At 38.4% G+C, this 20,967-nt stretch carries 19 protein-coding genes; 3 read left to right on the plus strand and 16 right to left on the minus strand.

What is annotated here, in order from left to right:
- Window positions 1-80: 80 nt before the first annotated feature.
- Window positions 81-734: a uracil phosphoribosyltransferase gene (upp, locus tag CFE23_RS04270; RefSeq protein ID WP_291084517.1), complete on the plus strand. Its 654-nt coding sequence runs from the start codon at window positions 81-83 to the stop codon at window positions 732-734.
- Here the strand turns inward: upp and CFE23_RS04275 are convergent.
- Window positions 729-1,658, minus strand: a complete 930-nt coding sequence (locus CFE23_RS04275; RefSeq protein ID WP_291084520.1) for a DUF6427 family protein — start codon at window positions 1,656-1,658, stop codon at window positions 729-731. The genes upp and CFE23_RS04275 overlap by 6 nt on opposite strands.
- Before the next feature lie 46 nt (window positions 1,659-1,704).
- Here CFE23_RS04275 and CFE23_RS04280 point away from each other — a divergent pair, with 46 nt between their 5' ends.
- Entirely contained in the window at window positions 1,705-1,947 is a 243-nt protein-coding gene (locus tag CFE23_RS04280) for a uracil phosphoribosyltransferase (RefSeq protein WP_291084523.1), read from the plus strand.
- Here the strand turns inward: CFE23_RS04280 and purD are convergent.
- Window positions 1,939-3,213 (minus strand): phosphoribosylamine--glycine ligase, encoded by a 1,275-nt coding sequence (gene purD, locus CFE23_RS04285; protein WP_291084527.1) that lies wholly within the window; start codon window positions 3,211-3,213, stop codon window positions 1,939-1,941. The two genes, CFE23_RS04280 and purD, sit on opposite strands and share 9 nt — an antisense overlap.
- Window positions 3,214-3,342: 129 nt before the next feature.
- On the opposite strand from purD, the gene CFE23_RS04290 reads away from it, so the two are divergent.
- Window positions 3,343-4,653: a phenylacetate--CoA ligase family protein gene (locus CFE23_RS04290; protein WP_291084530.1), complete on the plus strand. Its 1,311-nt coding sequence runs from the start codon at window positions 3,343-3,345 to the stop codon at window positions 4,651-4,653.
- Here the strand turns inward: CFE23_RS04290 and CFE23_RS04295 are convergent.
- The 14 genes from CFE23_RS04295 to CFE23_RS04360 all read right to left on the minus strand — a co-directional run bounded on the left by CFE23_RS04295 (window position 4,645) and on the right by CFE23_RS04360 (window position 20,960).
- On the minus strand, window positions 4,645-5,418 hold the full coding sequence (locus tag CFE23_RS04295) for a glycosyltransferase family 2 protein (RefSeq protein WP_291084533.1): 774 nt from the start codon (window positions 5,416-5,418) through the stop codon (window positions 4,645-4,647). The genes CFE23_RS04290 and CFE23_RS04295 overlap by 9 nt on opposite strands.
- A gap of 1 nt (window position 5,419) precedes the next feature.
- A complete protein-coding gene (locus tag CFE23_RS04300) occupies window positions 5,420-6,769 on the minus strand; it encodes an exopolysaccharide biosynthesis polyprenyl glycosylphosphotransferase (protein ID WP_291084537.1) in 1,350 nt (449 codons plus the stop codon).
- Complete coding sequence (locus CFE23_RS04305; RefSeq protein ID WP_291084540.1) at window positions 6,769-7,752, minus strand: UDP-glucuronic acid decarboxylase family protein; 984 nt, start codon at window positions 7,750-7,752, stop codon at window positions 6,769-6,771. Before CFE23_RS04305 ends, CFE23_RS04300 begins: the two co-directional genes overlap by 1 nt.
- Window positions 7,749-9,080 (minus strand): O-antigen ligase family protein, encoded by a 1,332-nt coding sequence (locus CFE23_RS04310; RefSeq protein WP_291084543.1) that lies wholly within the window; start codon window positions 9,078-9,080, stop codon window positions 7,749-7,751. The genes CFE23_RS04305 and CFE23_RS04310 overlap by 4 nt, the downstream gene beginning before the upstream one ends.
- A gap of 54 nt (window positions 9,081-9,134) precedes the next feature.
- Window positions 9,135-9,893 carry a class I SAM-dependent methyltransferase gene (locus CFE23_RS04315; protein ID WP_291084546.1) on the minus strand — a complete coding sequence of 253 codons (759 nt, stop codon included), beginning with the start codon at window positions 9,891-9,893 and terminating at the stop codon, window positions 9,135-9,137.
- 15 nt (window positions 9,894-9,908) lie between these two features.
- Entirely contained in the window at window positions 9,909-11,027 is a 1,119-nt protein-coding gene (locus CFE23_RS04320) for a glycosyltransferase (RefSeq protein ID WP_291084549.1), read from the minus strand.
- A gap of 33 nt (window positions 11,028-11,060) precedes the next feature.
- Window positions 11,061-12,290 (minus strand): O-antigen ligase family protein, encoded by a 1,230-nt coding sequence (locus CFE23_RS04325; protein ID WP_291084552.1) that lies wholly within the window; start codon window positions 12,288-12,290, stop codon window positions 11,061-11,063.
- Window positions 12,274-13,116 (minus strand): glycosyltransferase, encoded by an 843-nt coding sequence (locus CFE23_RS04330; protein WP_291084555.1) that lies wholly within the window; start codon window positions 13,114-13,116, stop codon window positions 12,274-12,276. The genes CFE23_RS04325 and CFE23_RS04330 overlap by 17 nt, the downstream gene beginning before the upstream one ends.
- Window positions 13,109-14,116 (minus strand): O-antigen ligase family protein, encoded by a 1,008-nt coding sequence (locus CFE23_RS04335; RefSeq protein WP_291084558.1) that lies wholly within the window; start codon window positions 14,114-14,116, stop codon window positions 13,109-13,111. Before CFE23_RS04335 ends, CFE23_RS04330 begins: the two co-directional genes overlap by 8 nt.
- A gap of 1,587 nt (window positions 14,117-15,703) precedes the next feature.
- Window positions 15,704-16,399, minus strand: coding sequence for a class I SAM-dependent methyltransferase (locus CFE23_RS04340; protein WP_291084561.1), 696 nt, complete (start codon window positions 16,397-16,399; stop codon window positions 15,704-15,706).
- A gap of 119 nt (window positions 16,400-16,518) precedes the next feature.
- Window positions 16,519-17,067 (minus strand): hypothetical protein, encoded by a 549-nt coding sequence (locus CFE23_RS04345; protein WP_291084564.1) that lies wholly within the window; start codon window positions 17,065-17,067, stop codon window positions 16,519-16,521.
- A gap of 120 nt (window positions 17,068-17,187) precedes the next feature.
- Window positions 17,188-18,699, minus strand: a complete 1,512-nt coding sequence (locus tag CFE23_RS04350; RefSeq protein ID WP_291084567.1) for a glycosyltransferase family 39 protein — start codon at window positions 18,697-18,699, stop codon at window positions 17,188-17,190.
- The gene (gene rffA, locus CFE23_RS04355) at window positions 18,689-19,828 is read right to left on the minus strand and encodes a dTDP-4-amino-4,6-dideoxygalactose transaminase (protein WP_291084570.1); all 1,140 of its coding nucleotides are present in this window, start codon (window positions 19,826-19,828) and stop codon (window positions 18,689-18,691) included. The genes CFE23_RS04350 and rffA overlap by 11 nt, the downstream gene beginning before the upstream one ends.
- Before the next feature lie 10 nt (window positions 19,829-19,838).
- A complete protein-coding gene (locus CFE23_RS04360) occupies window positions 19,839-20,960 on the minus strand; it encodes a GNAT family N-acetyltransferase (protein ID WP_291084573.1) in 1,122 nt (373 codons plus the stop codon).
- Window positions 20,961-20,967: the final 7 nt, after the last annotated feature.

Genomic DNA, 20,967 nt, shown 5'->3' on the forward strand with positions numbered 1-20,967 from the left:
CGAAAGTCTAAAGTCGAAAGTCGAAAGTCGAAAGTCGAAAGTCGAAAGCCAACCTTGAACTCTAAAACCCTGAACCCTTTATGCAAATCCATTACCTTTCTGAAGCGAATAGCGTCCTGAACCATTTTTTGGGACAAATCCGGAATATCCATGTGCAGAAAGACAGCATGCGTTTCAGGCGGAATATCGAGCGTATTGGCGAAATTATGGCCTATGAACTGAGCAAGGACCTGCAATACAAAAACGTAGAAATCACGACACCACTCGGAATTAAAAAGACGACGGAAATTGAAAACGAGTTGGTATTGTGCTCTATCCTTCGCGCCGGTTTGCCATTGCATTTGGGTTTTCTGAATTACTTTGACAGTGCCGAGAACGGATTTGTTTCTGCTTACAGGCACCACTACAATAACGATGATGATTTTGTCATAAAAGTAGAATACCAGGCTGTGCCTAATATCGATAAGAAAACGCTATTGCTTATTGATCCGATGCTTGCCACCGGGCACTCTATGGTCGCTGTCTTCAATACGCTGCTTGAAAAAGGCACGCCTGAAGAAATCCATATTGCGGTTGTTATCGCTGCTCCGGAGGGAGTTGCTTTTCTGGAAAGCCAGCTTCCTGACAACTGTCATCTATGGGTGGCAACGCTTGATGAAAAACTAAATGCAAAGAATTATATAGTTCCGGGATTGGGCGACGCCGGTGACCTGGCGTACGGCAATAAACTATAATTGCGCGAAATAGGACAACAGACATGCGGCAATGAGGATTAGCAGCGCTACCTCGCGTACCGTTTTAATCTGCAGGCTTTCAATATAACTCGTAGCCATAATGGACAGCGGCATAAAAGTATATACGAGCAGGCTATTGTCTTTCTCGGGAGAGATTACGAAAACAACCACCGCTATGACAAAGCAAAAGACCACTTTTTTATAAGAGGCATGCAGGATTAGCGGTTTCCCAGGGAGCGAAATCAATTGTGCGAAAAAGAACAGGAACGCAATAGCGGTGAAAATTGAAAAAGCAATATTTTCAAATTTATTCCTGAAATACGTAAATGTCAGGTCAATCTGCGCCTGACTAATCATGTCGCTGATCAGCGTCTTGTTAAAAACTACAGCAAACAGCAGATAAGTCGTAGCCACACCAAAAAAAGCGATGTAGGGTATGATCCAATTGCGGTAATCCCTCGAAACGTGGAAGAAAATAGAAATAAAAACGAGCAGGATAAATAAAATGGCCCAAAAATGGAACAGTGCTGCTACAAAAACCCATAGCGAAGCATCAAATATTTTTTCTTTGGGTGTGATCAGCGACTGCAGCGAAACGAGTCTCCGCATGGCCAGCAACAGAAAAAAATTGGACACTACAATCTTGGAATCCAACAGCACCGAAGGAAACAAAATAAGGAACAGGAAGAAAAAAAGGAACGGATAAGTACTGTCTTTACTCAGTCCGTTGCGTTTTGTTACAAAATTTGTGATGAAGAGTGACCCGACAAGAATAACGAGGAATGCCGCTTTTTTAGCCAACGCCAACCCGAAACCAATCCCGTCGACCTGCCCTGACTGGATTACCACAAAGCATACTGTCAGCAGGCAAGTCACCAAAATATAATTAAATGGTCTTGATTTGCTAAAAATAGTTGTAATCATGCGGATATTTTATATTTTTGTAGCTGTAAATATAATATTTGTAACCATGTTTAAAGCATTTTTTGAAGCGATCCAGTTCCTTTTTGTAGACGTCCTTTTTTTGCCGCTTGATTTCATGAGGCATCTGGAACAGAAAAGCTGGTACGGTTGGTGGATTTCAAATGGAATTAGCTGGATCCTGATGGGCATTTGCGCTTACTTTATGATTTACTGGATCAAGCAATTGCAGTTGCATGAAAAAAATGGCGAGGAAAACCAGGACACCACGGCCCACTCGTTCTTAAAATAAGTCGAAGCCGATATCCTTTCTAAAATACATCTTATCAAAATCTAGTTTTGCTATATTTTGGTAAGATTTTTTTATGGCTTCATCAAAATCTGCTCCATAAGACGTTACTGCCAATACGCGCCCACCGTTGGTCAATGTTTTTCCGTCTTTTTCAATCGTTCCGGCATGGAAAACTATGGAGTCTGCGACCGTTTCAATGCCTGTAATTTCCTTCCCTTTCTCATAATCTTCAGGATATCCGCCGGAAACCAACATGACCGTAGCGGCGCTTCTCCCGTCAATCTCGAGTGGAAAATCTTCCAATTCGTGGTTTGAAACCGCTTTAAAAAGCGCCACTAAATCCGATTTCAGCCTTGGAATAACAACCTCCGTCTCCGGATCACCCATACGGACATTATATTCAATGACCATCGGCTCCCCTTTCACATTGATAAGCCCTATAAACACAAAGCCTTTGTATGTAATTTCGTCACGTTGCAGGCCGGCGATGGTTGGTTTTACAATACGTGTTTCTATCTTTTCAAGCAAAACAGCATCTGCAAAAGGAACTGGTGAAACAGCACCCATACCGCCAGTGTTCAATCCCGTATCGCCTTCACCGATGCGTTTGTAATCCTTTGCTGTCGGGAGGATTTTATAGCTGTGCCCGTCCGTAATCACAAAACAGCTCAACTCAATGCCGTCCAGGAACTCCTCAATGACAACTTTTGTGCTCGCCGCGCCAAATTTCTGATCAACAAGCATGTTGTGTAATTCCTTTTTTGCTTCAGCAAGATCGTTGATGATTAAGACGCCTTTCCCAGCAGCAAGCCCGTCGGCTTTCAAAACGTATGGTGGTTGCAGCGTTTCAAGAAATGCCCATCCTTTTGCAACGGTTTCAGCGGTAAAGCTTTCATAAGCCGCCGTTGGGATTTTATTTTTTACCAGGAACTCCTTGGCGAATTCTTTGCTGCCTTCCAATTGCGCCCCTAATTTCGATGGCCCAATCACTGAAATATGCTCCAGTTCCTTATCATCCCTAAAGAAATCAAAAATCCCGTTTACCAGCGGATCTTCCGGACCCACAACAACCATTTCAATTTCTTCCTGGATAGAAAAGGCCTTTATAGATTCAAAATTAGTGGGGTTGATGTTGACATTTTCGGCAATCAATCCCGTTCCCGCATTTCCGGGGGCGATAAATAGTTTTGAGCATAGCGGGCTTTGAAGCATTTTCCAAGCGAGTGCGTGTTCCCTGCCTCCGGAGCCTAAAAGTAGAATTCTCATCTGTTGTGTTTTCGTTGTGTTTGCGCAAAAATAGGCTGTTTTCGAAAGAATCAGAAACGAATAATCAAAAAGTTTAACGGTTGTGTTTAATTGCGTTTGCTTTTAGTATTTTTGGTCAAACTAGACGCTGTGTTCCGACTTTTTGACCTTACGCTTGCATTGAATGGTTTCCCGATGAAGGAAGCCAAAACCGCGTTGTCTGCCATTGTGGGGATGAATGAAAAAGAGCACCGTGAATTTGTGGAAAACAAAAAAAACGAAATTGTTGATTTTCATTTGAAACACAATACTTTTTATAGAAGCCTGCATGGGTCGGCTGCCTCTGACGCGTGGGAAAAGTTGCCGGTACTCACAAAGAAAAACCTACAGTGCCCCTTAAACGAACGGCTTTCCGAAGGGTTCTCCAATAAAAACATTTACATTAATAAAACTTCCGGGTCTTCTGGGGATCCGTTTGTTTTCGCGAAGGACAAATTCAGCCATGCGCTCACATGGGCTTCAAACATCTACCGTTTTGGGTGGTACGGCATTAACTTCAACCATTCGCTACAGGCCAGGTTTTACGGTATTCCACTGGATTCTTTCGGTTACAGGAAAGAGCGTTTTAAAGACCTGTTGTCGCACCGATACCGGTTTCCGATTTTTGATCTTTCAGACAAAGTGCTCGAGGGTTTTCTGGACCATTTCCGTGTAAAAAAATTCGATTACATCAACGGCTACACGAGTTCGATTGTGTTGTTTGCGAAGTTTCTTAAGCAGAAAAACCTCATTTTAAAAGACATTTGCCCTACGCTGAAAGTGTGTATGGTGACTTCCGAAATGCTTTTTGAAAGTGATAAATTCCTGCTGGAGTCCCAGTTCGGCATTCCGGTAGTCAATGAATACGGGGCATCGGAGCTTGATTTGATTGCCTTCCAAAATCCTGAAGGGGAATGGCAGGTAAACGCCGAAACGTTGTATGTTGAAATTCTGGACGATGAAAATAATGTACTGCCTTATGGAAAAGAAGGCCGTGTGGTCATCACATCGCTATTTAACAAGGCACATCCGTTTATCCGATACGATATTGGCGACATCGGGGTTTTAGACGAAAGCAGCACACTTCAAAAACCAATTCTGAAAAAGCTAACCGGCCGTACCAATGACGTTGCCATTTTACCCAGCGGAAAAAAATCACCGGGCCTGACTTTCTATTATGTTACCAAAAGTATTATTGAAGACGATGGAAATGTGAAAGAATTTATCATTCTCCAAACCGCGCCGGAGCGATTCCGGATTGAATACGTTAGTGAGCAGCCGCTGAGTGCGCCACAGATTAAAAACATTGCGGAGGCTATTTCCATTTACCTGGAGCCTGGGCTGCATTTTGATTTTGAGCGCAAAACAGTGCTTGACCGAAGCAGCCGCGGAAAACTGAAACAGTTTAAGTCTTTACTTTAAGCTTTTGGTATAGCGCGGTTTGATTAATAATTGCGTGAAAAGGAAAATACCCATGCAGCAAAATGCGGATATCCCATTTAACCGATGGAAGTCACGATACACTTTAAAATTATACCGCAGCAAATCCAATTTTGACGAAGAAACGGACTGCTTCCGGATTCTGTATACTGCGAGACTTTCCGGAACAGGTTGGGCAAATCGTATTTTTTTGAGTATTGTCAGCCATACGATCCAATCCTGTCTTTTCTTAATCGATGAGATGGGTATTTTTCCAAAAAAGTCGGCATCATAGATTCCGGTGAGGTTCCCTACATAATTGCAAAAGAACAGCTGTCGGTATGAAAGGAACTCCGGCGCTGCTACACGCTTGTCAAGCGGCTTTCCGTCTTCATCCATACAATCATAAAAACTGAAGGTAAAATGCGCGCCGTTTTGATGCATAAATTTTAGCTGCCGTTCGAGTTTTTCTGGTCTCCATAGGTCATCTGCATCAAGAAATGCGATATAATTTCCTCTGGCCTTTTGTATGGAATGATTTCTGGCCACCCCGGGACCCGCATTTTCATTTAACCGAAAAAGCCTGATCCTGGGATCGGCGGCGGCAAAAGCTTCAATTATCGTTACGGTAGTATCGGTAGAGCAGTCATCAGTAATCAGGAGTTCCCAATGGCGGTGGGTTTGTGCCTGCACTGAATAGATGGTTTGCGCAATAAATTTTCCGGAGTTGTAGGAGGGTGTAATAATGGAAACCAATGCTTTTTCCATTTTAATATGCTTTTTCCTCGCCTTTGAAAATGTTGATGACGGTCTGCACGATGATCTTTAAATCCAATAGAAGCGACCAGTTTTCGATATAAAAGACATCAAATTTGATTCGGTTGATCATGTCCTCATCAGTCTCGATTTCGCCTCTGAAACCTTTTACTTGTGCCAAACCGGTAATTCCGGGCTTTACGTAATGGCGGACCATATATTTTTTTATCTTATTACCATACACTTTGTTTTGAGCCCATAAGTGAGGCCTTGGTCCAACCACAGACATATCGCCCAACAGTACGTTTAAAAATTGGGGCATTTCATCGAGGCTGGTTTTACGAATAAACTTGCCGACCTTGGTAACTCTTGGGTCGTTTTTAGAAGCTTCCTTTTCGGTCATTTTATTTATCTGCATCGATCTAAACTTATAACAGAAAAATTCGCTTTTATCGATTCCCGGTCTCCCTTGTTTAAAAAACACGGGGCCTTTGGATTCCAATTTGATCAGAATGGCCAAAATTGGAACTAACCACGACAACAATCCAATTATGACGGCAAGGGAGAAAATAATATCAAATGTTCTTTTAAAAACTTTTGTAATCGGGTCGTGCAATGTTGTTCGTTGCATCGATAATACTGGTACGTATCCGTAATAATCAAGCTTTAAATTATTTGCAAACAGGATTTCTTCATTTTCTGGTATAAACTTTACTACTTTGAGGTTATTGTCGGAAAAATCAATCAGCATTTCAATATCATCTCTCGTGAGCTCATGGATTGACACATATAATTCATCAATATGATTATCCAATACAAACTGAAAGGTCTCTTCGATTTTTTGATGCCTATTACTGGAAAAGCTAAAAGTTTTTACCAGAACATAACCATAATCAGGGTTATTGACAAAAAATCCGGAAAGATTCTTAATGTTTGCGCCATCTCCTCCTATAATTACCCTCCTATAATTCCCTCCAAAAAAAGCCCTGTATTTTTTCAATGAAAAAAAGACCAGAAATTTAAGCGTTCCAACAGTTAGTACTGAAAGAACCGTAAAGGAAAAAATAACCCTGGGATTTGGATCAGTCGTGTAAATACCTAAAAAAGAGTAGCATAATATCGTAAATAACACGAACTGTTTAATCAGATTATTCAGAATTGCCACAATCTTTGTAAAACGATAAACCTCATAGAAATTTAGGTTTAAAGCGATTATAATCCAAGAAAGGGAGATAAATACCTCAAAATACAGCGAGAAAATTTCGGATAGAATAAAATAGGAAAAAATATTGATTATTAACAGGTCCGATATGTAGGAAAAAGGCCTGATGTAACCGGAATATCTTCCTGTTTTATTTTTCATTACAAAATATATTTAGAAAAGTCCTTGTGCTCTTCTTTCTGCAGTTCTTCTGCTGATAATGATTTAAAATAATCAAAAGTGATTTTCATCCCATCTGTTCTGTTTACCTTTGGTTCCCAACCCAAAATTTCTTTTGCGCGGGTAATGTTGGGTTGACGCTGTAGCGGATCATTCATGGGAAGTGGATGGTAAACGACTCTTTGCGTTGTTCCTGTCAGTTTAATTATTTCTTCCGCAAAATCTTTGATGGTAATTTCGTCTGGATTACCAATATTAACAGGAAAATGATAGTCAGAATGCAGTAGCCTGAAAATACCTTCGATTTGATCGTCAACGTAGCAAAAAGAACGCGTCTGCATTCCATCGCCGAATATTGTCAGATTTTCACCTCTAAGGGCCTGTCCGATAAAAGCCGGTATAACGCGGCCATCATTAAGTCTCATTCTTGGGCCATAAGTATTAAAAATCCTTACAATTCGGGTTTCGACATTGTGAAATGTATGATACGCCATTGTAATGGACTCCTGAAATCGTTTGGCTTCATCGTAGACGCCACGTGGTCCGATCGTATTGACATTTCCGTAGTAATCTTCGGTCTGAGGATGTACCAGCGGATCTCCATATACCTCCGATGTAGACGCAATGAGTATTCTGGACTTCTTTACACGCGCAAGTCCCAAAAGATTGTGGGTTCCTAAAGATCCAACTTTAAGGGTCTGGATTGGGATCCTAAGATAGTCGATTGGACTTGCAGGAGAAGCAAAATGTAGGATATAATCCAGCTCTCCCGGAACATGTACAAATTTTGTAACATCGTGATGATAAAACTCGAAGTTTGACAGCTTGAAAAGATGTTCGATATTTTTCAGGTCTCCTGTTATCAGATTATCCATTCCGATAACATGATAGCCCTCGCTAACAAATCGATCACAAAGGTGGGAACCTAAAAACCCTGCTGCTCCTGTGATAAGAACTCTTTTCATATTTTGTTATTTAAGATATAAAGTCGTTTAGAACCGTTTAAAGTATTGAAAAGACAGTAAAGGGTCAGAAAAAAAATGATTCCTCTTTGACGGGTCAAAAATGAATCTGTCAAAAATAGCATTATCATTGTGAACGCAAAAACAATATGTATGAAATCTTTTTTTAAAAAGGCATTTCTAATATTCAGAAACATCATTAGTAACAAAATTGCGAACGCAAAAACCCCTAATTCCGCAAAGGTCTGGACATACTGATTGTGAAAGTTAAATTCCCCATTGCCCGGATAAAGGTTATGCTCTTTCACTTTATTTCTGATCTGGTCCTGAGACGCGCTTAATCCGAAACCAGTAAAAAATATGTCCTGTTCGTAAAGCATTTCTTTAAAAATCCTTATTTGGAAAATTCGGAGAGCGGTCCCCGGCAGATAATTATTATTTTGAAACTTATCCTCGTTCCAGGCCTGATGTAGACTTATGTTATACATTTTATACCTTGCGTTTCCCGCGTCTTTACTTATTGTGTTGTCCACAAAAGCGGTTTCATATTCTAACAGAACCCGCTCTCTAACCTGTTTTATGTAAACAATTGAAAAAATTAAAAACAGACTACTTACAACAATTGTCAGCGCTTTCACACTTTTGGGTGTTTTAGAAAAATAAATATAATAGCAGATTATTAGCAATACATCTATAAAAATGATGCTTTTCGAAGACAATAAGATGACAAAAGTAATAAGCAGTGCTATAGATCCCTTTTCCAAAAGCCCCTTCTTTTTCTCCGCAACGAAATGAAAAAGTGCAAACGATGCAAAGCACGCCATATATATTGCGCTTAAATCCAATGTTACAAGATTGTGGAAGAAAAAAACATCCGAATTTCCGTCCCGAAGGTAGTGCGCAATAGCGCGACAAATAAAATAAATTGTGTATAAAACCATTGAAAAGCTATAAACCCTTAAAATGGTCCTGATACCCTCTTTGTTCGGCCTTGGCATTAAAAAGAAGGCGACTGGCATAAGCAAAAACAATAATTCCTTTCTGATTCCCGAAACGGAAGAATTAAAATCAAAGGTCCAGAATAACGACAATATCATCAAAACATATAGCAAAACTGGCAGCAGCAATTCACCTGATAGGCGTAGATTTTCTTTCCGTACAGATAACAATGTCGAGGCAAGCAGTAACATACAACTAATAGATCCGTACGCGAAATTTAAGGGGATGGTAATCAGGCTAGTGGCTAGAGCAATTGTAATAATTTCATATTTCTCTATCAAGTATCTGATTTTAAAATATTTCTCCTTTAAAAAATTTGTACTAAATTTCATTATCATTGCGGTTGGAGGCTGCAATACTTCTCCTTAAAAAATTGCAATTTATATCTATTTTTCCTGACTCCCGTTTGTTTTAGCGAAAATCTGATTTTTACGCAGAATGAATACGTTGTTAAAGTAAGCTGTTTTGTCTTTTGGAAGCACGTTGCTGAAAATAACACCGAAAAGATTATACAGGAAAATAAAAGGCAGCAGGATCAAGTGTCTGATAATTTTATTTTCCGGCAATATGTTTTTAATATAATTTATTCTAAATTGATAAATTACCTGTATGTAATTGCCTGTTTTAAAGTTGTGGACAATTTCAAATCCATTATTGGTGTAAAGATGCTGTAGCGCTGGTGTGGTATATCGCGCAAAATCATATGGCATTTCATGCTCTTCCCACATGAAAGGTGTGGTGATTACAGCATATGCCCCAGGTTTAAGCACGCGATGGAATTCTCTAAGCAATTCATCAATATTAAAAACATGTTCTAAAACCTCTGTACAGAGCATCGAATCAAAATGGTTGGCATCAAAGGGGATCTGCTTTCCATCATAAAAAACATCTACCCTTTTTTGCTTCTCTTCCCTTCCCTCAATCTTATAGTCCACTCCTATATAACTTTGGGCATCCTTAAACAGTTTTATATACGGTTTGCTGCCACATCCGAAATCAATGACGGAACCGGAAAGGTATTGGGCATTATTTTTTATAGCCTTTCTAAGCGCTTTTCTGATAAGGAAATTATGGTTGATAAACAGGCCTATGATGCCCGGATTGAATTTCTCTTTCTGTATTATTTCGCGGATAAAATTTATCATGAAAACGATTGAAGATTATTTGTATGTGTCGTAAATTGACTCGATTGCTGAGACATTGGTTTCTATATTAAAATACTTCATGAAGTGTTCCTTTGCGTTATTTCCAAAGCTTGTTTTAAGATGATCATCTTTTAACACACCTGATACTGCTTCCCCGAATACTTTGTAATCATCACCTTGCACAACATAGCCATTGAAGCCATTTGAAATAAGATCACGATTTCCATCGCAATCAGTAACTATGCAGGCTTTTGCCAAGGCGAGACTTTCAATCACAGCATAAGGTAAACCTTCATAACGTGCGGTTGAAATGTACAGTTCAGCCTTATTAATTATATGGAGCACGTCTTCCCGAGAAGTCCATTTTAGTAGCGTGACCCTATCTTTCAGGCCAAGTTTTGCAATAAGCCTTTCGACGATATCAAGTTGATCGACGTGATGGCCTACGCCCATAACAACCAAATGAATTTCACTGTCTTTGATTTCACTAAATGCTTTAATCATGAAGTCTATATTCTTTTGATAACATGGCCTCCCCACAGTACAAATGTAGCGATCTGGCCATGTTTTTTCTATTGTTAAAGGCGAAACTGACAAAATTGGATTGATGCAATTGTTGAATAGCAATGTATTCTCCCTCTTATAACCAACCTCGTTAATCCCTCTCTCTAATTCAGATTGGGAAGATGCCAAAAGCAAACTATTGGCATTAGCAAAAAAACGCTCAATTTTCAGGAAAATGTTTCTTTTTAAACCTTTAGTTTCACTTAAATATGAAAACGCCTGTGGCGTAAATAATACTTTAATACCCAAAAGCCGGCCAATGACTCTTCCAATAATTCCGCCCTTTGCGCTATGTGCATGTATTACGCGAGGTTTTTCATGTTTTAAGATACTATAGCAGCGATATAAGGCTATGAGGTCATTCCACAAAGAAATATTACGATAGATCGGAATTTTATACTCTTTTACTGAAGCTCCGTTCTTGTCCTCAAACGGTGAACTAGTGTCCATTAATCCGTGGATAACAATACTTTCATATTTTTCCGGATCTATGTTTTTTAATATTAATCGCAATGACGTCTCAACTCCACCGACACAATGTAAAACATGAATAATTTTAATCTTTTTCATCGAATGTAAATATATGCGAATTTTTAATAACCATCAGTCTGAAACTTCGTGCCGGCTAAGTTTTGAAATATATTTTTTGTCCGCATCTCTAAAGTAAAAACAGAGTATAAATCCAAAAATATAACAACCAAACTGCCTAAAAAGAACATTTTCAAAAACAAAAAATAATCCGATCGCAAGCACGATCGCAAACTGATAAAAATCCTTGAATGCATTCTTCAAGGAAATAAATAAAAAAGCGCAAAAAACCAGTAGTCCTAACAATCCTCCCCCGAGAAAGATTGCGATAAACTGACTATGGGTGTTAAATCTCTCTTTTACGAACCAATCCCTTTTTACGTCATTACCCTTTATTGATACTCCATAACAATTTGCAAGTCGGTCACGAATATCGCTTTCACCTGAAAAGCCAAAAAAAGGACTAAAGTCTTGTTGTTTAGACAATTCATAGGCGCAAGGCCAGATAATAAATCTTGGCTCCAGATCTGAAGACATGCTGAGTGTTGTTTTCAAATCTGATCCAATATTAAAACGGGTTAAGAAATTCCTATTATAAATCGCGGTCAACGCGATCATGATCAATATACATCCCAAAAGAAAAATCCGTTTCACCAATGGAAGGCGCAAATAGAAAAACAGATAAATAAAAAATAGCAACAACAGTGTCAATAGTGAATTCCTCGCAGATATGAACAGAATAAACCCGAAGCCTAAGATCCCGGAAATGATAAAGATCCATTTGTGTTTTGACTTGTTCTGGAATTGCTCTACAGACAGCAAAATACTTAATAATGCAAGAAATCCGGCGTACGGTCGCTCCAAAATCAAAAGCTTATTGATCATTTCTCCATTCCCCAAGGGTAAAGTGTGAAAAATAAAGTAGAAATTCAATATAAGTACTAGTGATTTGATGATAAAAGCCGATGCTCCAACAATTACAGCAATTTTGACCTTATCGAGTGCCTTTACTTTTAAAAATAACACCGGAAGAACAAGAAAAAAGAAATACCGGCTATAAATTGCAGAATCGACGTAAAAAGTTCCGTTTATCAATGATTTCAGAGATAGATACGCAAATAGACTGAAGAGAAGGTATACTAAAGGTGTCCTAAGGGGACTGAAATCTAATTTCTCCCTCTGAGAAATAAAGAGCGCCAGCATTACGCCAATCAATATGTTTGGAATTGCAGTAGAAAACGGCAGAATAATGGCTAGTCCACAAAATAACCAGTCAAAATATTCCGATTTAATTTTCTCTTTCATCTAATTTTCTTTCATCGTTTTGTCTGTAAAGCATTTGGTTCTTTATCTTCTTTACAAAAAAAGTAAGTTGATCCGGTACTAAATACAGAATTAAGTTTCTGAATAGCCCATAAATCGGATAATATCCAAGATAAAAATTATCCCAAATTACCTTCATCCGGCTCATAATCTGCTGTTTCCTTCTGGTAAGCGAGATTCCACCCTCATTAATTTCTACGTGAATTAACGAATCGCTAAGATTAGCGGTTTCAAAGTGCTTTACAATGTTTGTAGTAAAAGCAAAATCTTCTGCTGCTTTGTAGTGCACCGGATAATATCCAACCACATCAAGAATGTTGTTGTTGAACATAATAGACGGGTGCACAAATACTGCATTCACACTTATTTTTTTCTTAATCTCATCATGCTTCAGTGGAAAATCGTATTTAAATAAAAATTTTCCGTTTATGTCATGTGCATCGGCATTAGTTCCAAGCAATTTTATACTCGGGTGTTTCATAAGAAAGTCATACTGAATTGCAAATCGCTTTCCTATACATATATCGCCGGCATCAAGTCTCGCAGTGTATTGATATCCGTTGTCCACAATGTATTCAAGTCCATGGTTTAATGCGTGTTCGATTCCCTGGTTTTGCTCCAGGTATAAAAACTTTATGTTTCCAGATCCTTTAAAGGCTTGTACACACGCCAATTCGTCAATTTTTTCAATGCTTCCATCATCGACGATAACGACATCAATCTTCTCTGTTTCATTAATTGACTGAAGAGACGTAACAATTCCAATTGGATTGTTGAAATGCGGAATCAATAAGGCAATATTATTCATGTGCAATTTGTTTCGAGGACAAAATTATCAGAATTGCAAAAGATAACCAAAGCCCATATAACCTGAATGTATCTATCTGCAATAAATTTATGAACAGCCCGGAAAGCACTACAAGAAGTATCACGGCGAGCGTTCGCCCGTCACCATGGAGTGTTCGAATCAAATATTTGATTTTCTTTATGCAAAAAAATAGCAGTATTAAAAAAATAGAAATCCCTACAAGCCCCGTTTCTGCAAGTAATCTGGTATACATGTTGTAGCTTGGGGGAAATGCAGGCAGATTAGGATTTCTATACCATAAGGAAAATTCATAATTATGCTTTGTTGCCCAACCCGGATATTCAAACCTGCTGTAATACGTCTGTTGTCCATATCCAACCCCGATTAGAGGGTGTTCCAAAAATACTTGAAGTGCAGCATACTGCATCCCAAAACGGGATTGATTTGAAACGGTTTTAGTAAGATTACTTTTAAAATCAAGCGATTCAATCTTTTCCTCGAAGGCTTTGATAATCTTGTCACCCTTAAACACGAAAAGGCCAATTGTGAAAAAGGATACTATTAAAACGGTATTGATACCATATCGAACAAACTTTTTTTTCGGAATTATCGTGATAAAAAATATTAGTACCTGAATCAGGATTACAATAAGAGCAGTCCTGGAACCCGAATAAAAGGTCAATATCAAAATTGCTAAAGTCGGCAAATATTTTGTCACTCCCTTATTTGTAATAATGTAACTAAACATCCATCCCGACACCGTTATAAGATACACCGCAAAAAAGGGAGGTTCATCGGCGAATGCGGAAATCCTATCCTGTATGTTCCTCTTCTCGAAAAAAGGAAAGTAATTAAAAATATCAAACGCCTTTCTCGCAATACCAATTCCATAAAATCCAACAAGGGCTTCGAAAAAACTGAATACACATGCGAGCATCAAAGAGTAAAGAAAAATCTTCCTTATTTTTGTAAGGATATCCCGGAGAGACATTTTGACCATCACATTGTAGTAAAAAAGGAAAAAAATCAAGGCTGAGATGCAAAGTGCAAAAAACTGCCGCACAAAACGGTTCAATCCTGTCGTATGCTTAAAAAAACTGCTGTTGACAGCACCTGCATTTAAAATTGTCGAAATAACGCACCAACAAAGAAAAATCATGATAATCCTAAATACCGGGCTGGAAACAGGGATTCTTATTTTCTTCGAAAAACATAGTATAAGAAATCCCGCCAGAAAAAAATATGCGCCCGACTCATTCTTAAACTCGCCTAAAGCTTTAATCCCAGTGAAGCAATTGAAAGGGAAAAAAAATAATCCCACAAAAAACAAACTAGTGTATACATTCGCTAAGTTAATTTTCATCAGGCTATTTTATTAGAAATTTTTGATGGATGAAACAACGAAACAGCCATATAAACATTACACAAATTAATATCATGCTAATGGAACTGGCAACAAAATAGGCTGCCAAAAGGGTTGCAATTGTAACAAAAATAATATAAACATTTGATTTCTGAAGAATTCTAATTGTAACCCTTGCCTCGAAGGCTGAATTTATTGACGATGAATATATCCGCAATGTTCCCGTTAACAATAAGAGTATAACAACCAAAAGATGATTCTTAAAATCAAATTTTACCAGTCCAAATTGTTGCATCCCAATCGCCGTAATTAATAAAAAAAGCCCAAATACGATTCCAATCAAAAATACCCGCCGGTTGTATCTGGCAAAATAATCTAAATCGAATTTCTTCTTGAAAATGATTAACTGTTTAAACGAAATGTAATTTTGTAGTATAGAGTATGGCGCCAGAAAAAAATTGGTTAAATAAAAAAAGTCTCCAAATTGTTCGATACTAAATTTATTTTCAATAATAAATCGATCTGCAAATAGAATAAGGGATGCCGACAACAATGAAATAAAAAAATGGAATGCTGATACCACGATTTGCTTTTTGGAAATTTCGTTGTTAAAGTGAAATTTTATAAAGTGTAAAACATACCAGAGGCAAATGACAAAGAATACGATAGTACTTATAAATACGATATTGACAAAGTTTGTAAAACCGCTAAGCCAACGGAAATAATAAAACCCCGCCAATGCCAACATTACCACTTTCCATGAATTTGATGCCAGCTGTGCAAGAACAAAATTAGAATTAAGCCTCAGTATACTGAAAAGGAATAACAGTCCAATCATACTGAGGCTCGAAAAAAAAAGCAAATAATTATTGACTGGAATCTGAGGGAAATAATTGTGAAACCAAACGGATGATAACACAGAAGTAACGCATATTGATATTACCGCAAGTACAATTTGTGCTCTTTGAGTTTCAATTCGGTTTTTCGACACATTTTTGGAAAATCGTATGAATACCTGATCCAGGCCCAATATCCCAACGACGAATACAAGCGAGATATACGTTACGACAATAGAATAATAACCATAAGTGGTTGCAGTGAAAATGCCCTTTAAAAGGATGTTTGAAACAAAAAAGCTTCCGGCACCAATTATGATTACAGCAAGCGACAAGTGTTTGAAACTCCTTCTATATATCTGTTTAAGCACAGCAAAATTTGTTATTATTACTTTGTCAAAACAATTAGAGAATAACCACCGAACAATTTAACGGTTAAATCCTTGTTAATCTTAAACATTAAATTTCGAAAGACGTTAACAACTTTGGTCCTCCATGCCTTAGGAGGAAGTTCTGTCGAGGCGCCAGTATAAAAATAGTCCATTATTTCATGGCCGCAATCAATTAGCGTAGCGAGCGCAGTATCCTTGGTAAAATAGTGGATATGTCCAAAAGCATTTCTGTTTTTCAGCATTTGATTTCTTAGAACCGCTTGTGCCGACAAATCCAAAGGAATATGAAAGACGGAATTTTTAGCTCTTAAGCGACATGCCCTTATAAATCCAAAATAATCATCGACATGCTCGAAAACATCAATCATCAATACCAAATCGAAATTCTCTTCAAGCTTGGTAAAATCCTCTTGCAGGAATGTCAATTTATCATTTTGTTTTTCTTTCGCCAGCAACAAGGCATCGATAGAAATATCATATCCTTTAAAATTCACGTTCTTCGGCATTTTATTTTGAAGTTCGCGGAGTATTTCACCCGCACCGCAGCCGACCTCAGCTACGCTCTCGGGGACGATATTATTTTGATTTAATATCTTAAGGATTTTCGAAGCTTTCCATGATGAATCCTCAACGTGCCAGTTTGGATTTTTTTTCAGGTATTCACCGTTTTCCGCGGTATATAGTTCATTCATAACATTCAGATTAGTTAAGCAGCCGTACAAGCGGCAATGCAAGCAAAAATTGCATGTATATTTAACAAAAAACAGTTAATCTAGCGACTAACTGTTTAAAACTATAACGATACATTTCTTTATTTAATACCCCCTGTGATTTTCGCTAACTCTTGGTTAAGCAATGGAGTGGCAACAAAATACGGATCGTACTCCTCTTTTGCATTTTTCTTAAATGAATAAAGTTTTGTCTCGGGATTATAAACCATAAACTCATTTGGTTTAAAGTAATTTTCCATGGTGTCCTCGTTAACCTCAAAGGACTTTCCTTTGTAAGAAATCGTTATCTTTTTTATTTCTACCGGCTCCTGATTTTTAAATTCGTTGCGCCCAATATCCAGACGAAGATCTGTTGCAAGGGATTCTTCAGGGAGACTAAACTTAGCCGTTTGTAATTCATTTTTTGCTTTCACCCCATACCAAATCGCGTGGGCTTCATCAAACCATTGATTGCTTCCATCTCTATAAAACAAAATCAATTCATCCTGCTGTTTAATGATTAAATCAACTGATACATCAAATGTCTCAACCTTTGGTTTCTCCGATTCATCTGTTTTTTTATCGTCGTTTTTACATGAAAAAAGCGCCAATGATAAAAATACGGAGGTAAGAATAACGTTTGTCTTCATTATTTAAATAAATTTTTGGACAAAAGTATGTTTTTTTTATAATTAAAAAGAGTTAATGGTTAAAAAAAAAATGGTTGCCGGTAAGCCATTGAATCGCGATTCAGATTTGGGTAGACCATTTCAAAATGTTTTTTTAACTCTTTTCTTGATCCTCTGGCTTGTTGGTTTGTCTTTAAGCCGAATAAAATGTTTTGCCCAAGCCCTATATCCTGTAAACTGTTTGTCGACATACAGATTATCATCAATGAAACGCTGTGCTTGCAAAGAAGGTTTATAGCCCTTTTTAAATGCATCTACAAACCAAAATGCTTTCACCTTCGCCGAGTCTTTACCCATTTCCGAAATCAATTTCTCAAATTCAATGTTCGTGACCTGGATATTGGACTTATCGTTCGTGAAATAATAGTCGAACCAATATTTTTGGCTGGTATAAATTTTCTCTCCCGGTTTGTGGTTGCTGATTACAAATTGAGACGCTTCCCTAAATTGGGGCTTACTGACTTTGGTAAAATACTTTTTGACCGATACCAGGTTAATTGTCATAAATGAAACAAGACTGATTAACACCAGCGCCCTGATAAGGTTGTTCTTGATGCTATAGAGCGAAATGCCCAGTACAATAAAAATCACCGGCGTAATGCTTATAAAATATCGTGCCAGTGCATATGAGATTTTTCCAAATGACTTAGTATAGATGATGACAAAAAACGCAAAAAACCAGCCAAACAGAATTAAAAAACTGAAAACCAACTTATTGTCGACAATATCCTTATAATTAATTTTATGGTTGCTGTTATTGAAAACGGTCAGAAAATAATAAACGATAAGTGGGGTAATTATAAACCGGACAACCTCCGAGTCTCCAGTCAATAAGTTAAATATATTTGAAAATGTATCGGCCTTAGGACTGGGTACCCAAAAAGAAGGAAAACGAATCAGTTTTAAGATCATAAGGTAATTCGGTGCCAGCAAAACGAGTATAATAATTCCCGAAACCGCAGCTTTCTTAAAAAACGCTGCCCTTTGCGCCGCAGGTAAAATAAAAAGGAAAAAGAGTATTATAAATGATTGCGTCAAAACGTTAAACATGCCAAAAAAGCTTACGTTCAACACCAAACCAGAAGTAATACCATACCAAACCGCATTGCGCCAGCTTTGGTTTTTAAGAAAAAGGGTGAGGCGCCAGAAAGACACTATCACAAAGAAAAAATAAAGGCTGTACGGCCGTGCATCCTGAGATGACTGAATACTATAAAAATTAACAGATACAAGCAATGCGGCAAACAATCCCACATTTTTGTGTAACAGCTCTTTTCCGATAAGGTAAATGGCATAAATCGATCCGATACCGGCTGCTACTGAAAGTGCACGTGCGACAACCGGCGTGTAACCAAATAAAAAGTAAAGTCCCCTCAGCGTCAGAAAATAAAAATGCGGAAAACCTTCCCGTGCCAGAATTTGCTTATGCATCTGTAACAAGGATAGCTTTGGATTCGAGATGTTCATGGTGTAAATCTCGTCAAGCCAAAGACTTTGAAAATCCAGCCGAAATACCCGAAATGCTGTCCCGACCGCAATTATCAACAGAATCCATTTGTTCCTGCCTATAAAATTGAAAAAATCAACCTTCATCCTTGAAATGTATCAGGCGTTCAATAACTGGATTGACGTCTAATTCGAAATACAAGGGCAATCGCAGCAGGCAATCACTGTACCTGTCAGATTGCGCTAAAAGTCGGCCGTCATGTTTTTTTAAATAAAACGGACTGCGATGGAGGCTGATATAATGGAATACCGCAAGAATATCCGCCGCTTTTAAGTACTCAATTAACAAAGTACGTTGTGCTGCTGATTTGCAGATTAAATACATCATGTGGCTGTTATTGGTAGCGAACTCCGGGACCACAGGCAACAAAATACCATTCGCTTCAGCCCATGTTCCAAGGCGGTCAAAATAATCTCGCCATAATGAATTTCTTTTATCCTGAATCCGTTCCAGATTTTCCAGCTGCGCCCACAGGAATGCCGCAATAATCTCCGATGGCAGAAATGAACTTCCCACATCTACCCAACCATATTTGTCGATTTCGCCCCTGAAAAAAGCAGAACGATTTGTGCCTTTTTCCCAGATTATTTCAGCTCTTTTTGAAAACTGTACGTCATTGATAGCCAGCATACCCCCTTCTCCCGAAATAATGTTTTTGGTTTCATGAAAGGAAAATGCTGCAAGGTGGCCGATAGTCCCTAACGCCTTTTTTGTTCCGTCTTCACCTAAATAAAAGCTATCAACCGCTTGGGCAGCATCTTCAATTACGAATAAATTATATTTTACAGAAAGCGACATGATTTTATCCATATCGCATGCCATCCCGGCGTAGTGAACCGGAACTATTGCCTTGGTCCTGTCTGTAATCAGCGCTTCAATCAGCTCACAATTCATGTTAGGATTGTCCTCTCCCGAATCAGCAAACACGATTTTCGCGCCACGAAGTACGAACGCATTGGCAGTACTCACAAAGGTATACGAGGGCATGATTACCTCATCGCCTGGCTGTATATCGATTAAAATAGCTGCCATCTCGAGTGCGTCAGTACAGGAAGTGGTCAGCAGGCATTTATGGATTCCATATGTTCTCTCAAAATAGTCCTGGCAAAGTTTAGTATAATGTCCGTTGCCGGAAATTTTGCCGGTTTTGACAGCGTTTTCGATATAACGCGTTTCGTTTCCAGTCAGGTAGGGCTTATTGAATGGGATTGCCATTTGATTATTGTTATTTTTTAATCAGGTCATTATAAGATAGTAAGCAAAGATTATCATCGGCATCCAAAATCTTTACCAGACAGATATAAATATGCTTCTCCTCATCAAAATAAGGCGTCGAGATCGTCACTTTGTAGTGCCGGTTTGGATATAGCGGTTTCAGGAATTTGTAGTAATAAGACATGAAAAGCGTGCCATTCCCGGGGAATTCGGTGCCAAAATATTTTGACATTTCGGCATTCGCAATCAGTCCATGCGAAATCCTTTGTGTAAAACCCAGCTTTTGTGCAAACAGATCATCAAAATGAACCGGATTAATGTCGCCACTTAAATTTCCATAGTTTTTAATATCCTCATCAGTAATAAAAATACTGAACGCTATTTTGGGCAGCCTCGAATAATTTAATAAACTGTTGATATGAATGGTCGCAAAAGATTCCGTCATAAAAAAACCTTCCCTGCTCCAAACTTTCTGAACAGCATAGTTTTGGACCTGGGTTGACACCTTCATCTTACCAATACCCAGGTTTTTCATATAAGCTTGCGTAAACCTGATGATATCCGAGTAAACGCCACCGCCTGAGGCTTCAGGGAGGACTCCATACAAAACACCTTCTGACTCACTTCCTTCAATCGCACACGTCGCAAACCCAATCGTGGTACCGTTCCTGTTGACAAGGAAAACCCTTTTATCATCCTGTGTAATAAAATCGACCACCCATTCCTTATAGCCTTCCAGGATATTTTGCTTTTCTATGAAGGGATTTGAATTATAATGGTTTGTGTAGCCCGGGAAAATCCTTTCAACCAACGCACCGAGTAACGAAGCATCATCTTTTACAGCACGAACAAACTCCAGGTCTTTGTTGACCAATTCTTTCGGCTCGTATTTCGAGAGGTCCGTATGGTAATATACCAGTGTGTCGGCTTGGAAATACGTAAATCCCAAAAGCGACAGTTTTGATATCTGGGATAATTTCTCACAGGGAATGCGCAAAATCGCAATATCGGTGTCATTGGAAATCAGCGCATTGCCAAGTTCCCTGATGTTGATTGATTGCATGCCGATACGAAGGATGTTCATATTGAAACGGGCACTTTCCTTTTGAGACCTTAAGATAAAATCATTCATTTTTTGT

It is taken from the genome of Flavobacterium sp. BFFFF1, from assembly GCF_002256285.1.
In the GTDB taxonomy this organism is placed as follows: domain Bacteria; phylum Bacteroidota; class Bacteroidia; order Flavobacteriales; family Flavobacteriaceae; genus Flavobacterium.

Coding starts and splice junctions, on each gene's coding strand:
- CFE23_RS04330 (WP_291084555.1), bottom strand. CDS start 13,116: ATGAATAATATTGCCTTATTGATTCCGCATTTCAACAATCCAATTGGA.
- CFE23_RS04310 (WP_291084543.1), bottom strand. CDS start 9,080: ATGAAATTTAGTACAAATTTTTTAAAGGAGAAATATTTTAAAATCAGA.
- CFE23_RS04315 (WP_291084546.1), bottom strand. CDS start 9,893: ATGATAAATTTTATCCGCGAAATAATACAGAAAGAGAAATTCAATCCG.
- CFE23_RS04325 (WP_291084552.1), bottom strand. CDS start 12,290: ATGAAAGAGAAAATTAAATCGGAATATTTTGACTGGTTATTTTGTGGA.
- CFE23_RS04320 (WP_291084549.1), bottom strand. CDS start 11,027: ATGAAAAAGATTAAAATTATTCATGTTTTACATTGTGTCGGTGGAGTT.
- rffA (WP_291084570.1), bottom strand. CDS start 19,828: ATGGCAATCCCATTCAATAAGCCCTACCTGACTGGAAACGAAACGCGT.
- CFE23_RS04295 (WP_291084533.1), bottom strand. CDS start 5,418: ATGGAAAAAGCATTGGTTTCCATTATTACACCCTCCTACAACTCCGGA.
- CFE23_RS04335 (WP_291084558.1), bottom strand. CDS start 14,116: ATGGTCAAAATGTCTCTCCGGGATATCCTTACAAAAATAAGGAAGATT.
- purD (WP_291084527.1), bottom strand. CDS start 3,213: ATGAGAATTCTACTTTTAGGCTCCGGAGGCAGGGAACACGCACTCGCT.
- CFE23_RS04360 (WP_291084573.1), bottom strand. CDS start 20,960: ATGAATGATTTTATCTTAAGGTCTCAAAAGGAAAGTGCCCGTTTCAAT.
- CFE23_RS04300 (WP_291084537.1), bottom strand. CDS start 6,769: ATGAAAAATAAAACAGGAAGATATTCCGGTTACATCAGGCCTTTTTCC.
- CFE23_RS04345 (WP_291084564.1), bottom strand. CDS start 17,067: ATGAAGACAAACGTTATTCTTACCTCCGTATTTTTATCATTGGCGCTT.
- CFE23_RS04280 (WP_291084523.1), top strand. CDS start 1,705: ATGTTTAAAGCATTTTTTGAAGCGATCCAGTTCCTTTTTGTAGACGTC.
- CFE23_RS04340 (WP_291084561.1), bottom strand. CDS start 16,399: ATGAATGAACTATATACCGCGGAAAACGGTGAATACCTGAAAAAAAAT.
- CFE23_RS04275 (WP_291084520.1), bottom strand. CDS start 1,658: ATGATTACAACTATTTTTAGCAAATCAAGACCATTTAATTATATTTTG.
- CFE23_RS04305 (WP_291084540.1), bottom strand. CDS start 7,752: ATGAAAAGAGTTCTTATCACAGGAGCAGCAGGGTTTTTAGGTTCCCAC.
- CFE23_RS04350 (WP_291084567.1), bottom strand. CDS start 18,699: ATGAAGGTTGATTTTTTCAATTTTATAGGCAGGAACAAATGGATTCTG.
- upp (WP_291084517.1), top strand. CDS start 81: ATGCAAATCCATTACCTTTCTGAAGCGAATAGCGTCCTGAACCATTTT.